The organism is Sphingomonas sp. Leaf33, from assembly GCF_001421785.1.
Lineage (GTDB): Bacteria > Pseudomonadota > Alphaproteobacteria > Sphingomonadales > Sphingomonadaceae > Sphingomonas.
In genome coordinates this window covers 265,212-267,767 of sequence record NZ_LMLB01000001.1, presented here as the reverse complement: position 1 = coordinate 267,767, position 2,556 = coordinate 265,212, and the positions used below count along the sequence as shown (strand labels likewise).

The window sequence follows — 2,556 nt, the reverse complement described above, 5'->3', positions numbered from 1 at the left end:
CCCGCCGCGATCGCGCGGTTGCAGGCGCTGGGGGTGCCGTTCGCGACCGAAGGCGATGCGCTGCACCTGACCCGCGAAGGCGGTCACTCGCACCGCCGCATCGTCCACGTCGCCGACGCGACCGGATGGGCGGTGCAGGAGGCGCTCCTCAAGGCCGCACAGGCCCACGTCAATATCACGATGGTGCCCGACATGGTCGCGATCGATCTGGCGACCGGGCGGCATGAGGAACGCTATTCGGGCGCGGGCACCGTCTGGGGCGTCTATGCCTTCAACCGCCGGACGGGGAACGTCGAGACCTATTGCGCGCGCGCGACGATCCTGGCGACGGGCGGCGCCGGGCGGACGTACCAGTTCTCGACCGCGCCGCGCGGCGCGACGGGCGACGGGATCGCGATGGCGTGGCGCGCGGGCGCGCGCATCTCGAACATGGAATTCATGCAGTTCCACCCGACCTGCCTCTACAATCTGGAGGTCAAGAATTTCCTGATTACCGAGGCGGTGCGCGGCGAGGGCGGGCGGCTGATCAACCCGACCACCGGCAAACGCTTCATGAGCTATTACGACGCCGAGCGGATGGAACTCGCCCCGCGCGATGTCGTCGCCCGCGCGATCGATGCCGAGATCAAGCGCTACGGCCTCGACTACGTCCACCTCGACATCAGCCACCAGCCCGCCGACTTCGTGACATCGCACTTCCCGAACATCTACGAAAAGCTGATCGGGTTGGGGCTGGACATGACGAAGGCGCCGATCCCGGTCGTGCCGGCGCAGCACTATACCTGCGGCGGAATCGTCATCGACCGCGACGGGCGCACCGATCTCCCCAACCTGTGGGCCGCGGGCGAATGCACCCAGTCGGGCCTGCACGGCGCCAACCGCCTGGCGTCCAATTCGCTCCTCGAATGCTTCGTATTCGGCGAAGCGGCGGCCAAGAGCATCGCGGCCGGCTGGGACGATCTGCGATCGCCCCCCGCCATCCGCGGCTGGGACGAAAGCCGGGTGACCGATTCGGACGAAGAGGTCGTCATCAAGCAGAACTGGACCGAAATCCGTCGCTTCATGTGGAATTACGTGGGCATCGTGCGAACGACGAAGCGGCTGGAACGCGCCCAGCACCGGATCGACATGCTGATGGGCGAGGTCGCGGATTACTACGGCCATTTCCGCGTCACGCCCGACCTGATCGAGCTGCGCAACCTGTTGCAGGCCGCCGACCTGATCGTGCGATCGGCACTGCAGCGCCACGAATCACGCGGGCTCCACTACACGCTCGATTACCCGGAAACGGCTGAAAAGGCCGAGGACACGGTCCTTGTTCCGTAACCGTTCACCTGTTGGTCGCTAGCACGAGTCGATTCGTCGCAGGCGGCCACGCATCGGCTTGTCCGGTTGCGGCGTTTGACATCAATGACGGCTGAGGGGCTGAAGGCATTTCGACGATCGTGACTTTTCTCGGCAGTTTTACGCGTATCGAACGCGCCATCACGCTCGTCGGCCTGGCGCCGGCCGCGCTGATCGGTGCTGGTGTCCACGGCGACCCCGTGCCGGGGAATCTGCCGCCGCCGTCGTACCAGAGTTTCCTGCCCGTCCCCGATTTCACCCCGCGCGTGCCCGCACCGATCGGCTTGACGCGCGCGGTGGAGACGCTGCGCGACAATTTCGACGGCTTGGCTGGCATCGCCATCCGCAGCGTCGATGACGGCTGGGCGGTCGACAGCGTCGATGCCGACCGCCGGATGCCGCAGCAGAGCGTGTCGAAGCTGTGGGTCGCGATGACGGTCATGGACCAGATCGATTCGGGCCGCCTGACGCTCGACACGCCGGTGACGATCCGCCGCGAGGACCTGACGCTGTTCCACCAGCCGGTCGCATCGCTGGTCGCGAAGGACGGCGCCTATGTGACCAACGTCCGCGACCTGCTGAAACGCGCGATGACGCAGAGCGACAACACCGCGAACGACAGCCTGCTGCGTACGGTCGGCGGGCCCGCTGCGGTTCGTTCGTTCATCAGCCGAAAGGGGCTGGGCAACATCCGCTTCGGCCCGGGCGAGCGCCTGCTCCAGTCGGGCACTGCGGGCCTGACGTGGCGCCAGGATATGGCGATGGGCCGCGCGTTCGAAGCGGCCCGCGCCCGCCTGCCCGCCAACGTGCGCCAGGCCGCTTATCAACGCTATGTCGCCGATCCGGTCGACGGTGCCGCTCCGGCCGCGATCGCCAGCGCGCTGGCACGGCTGAAGAAGGGCGTGCTGCTCAGCCCCGCCTCGACCCGATATCTGGTCGAGACGATGGAAAGCTCGAAGACCGGCAAATATCGGATGCGCGGCGCCGTGCCACCGGGCTGGACGTTCGGCCACAAGACCGGGACCGGACAGGATTTCCTCGGTCGCACGGCCGGCTACAACGATGTCGGCCTGCTGATCGCACCCGACGGGCGGACCTATGCGGTCGCGATCATGATCGGCGACACCCGCCGTCCGATTCAGGACCGCCAGCTGCTGATGCAGGGCGTGGTCAGCGCGATCGTCGCCAACCACCGCGCCGGGCCCGGCGACG

Annotated in this window: 2 protein-coding genes; both read left to right on the top strand. The window is 67.3% G+C overall.

Going from position 1 to position 2,556, the window contains the following annotated elements; all coding sequences use genetic code 11:
- On the top strand, window positions 1-1,326 hold a 1,326-nt coding region (gene nadB, locus ASE86_RS01360; RefSeq protein ID WP_235523952.1), incomplete at its 5' end, for an L-aspartate oxidase.
- Between the two features lie 119 nt (window positions 1,327-1,445).
- On the top strand, window positions 1,446-2,556 hold a 1,111-nt coding region (locus tag ASE86_RS01355; RefSeq protein ID WP_200911470.1), incomplete at its 3' end, for a serine hydrolase.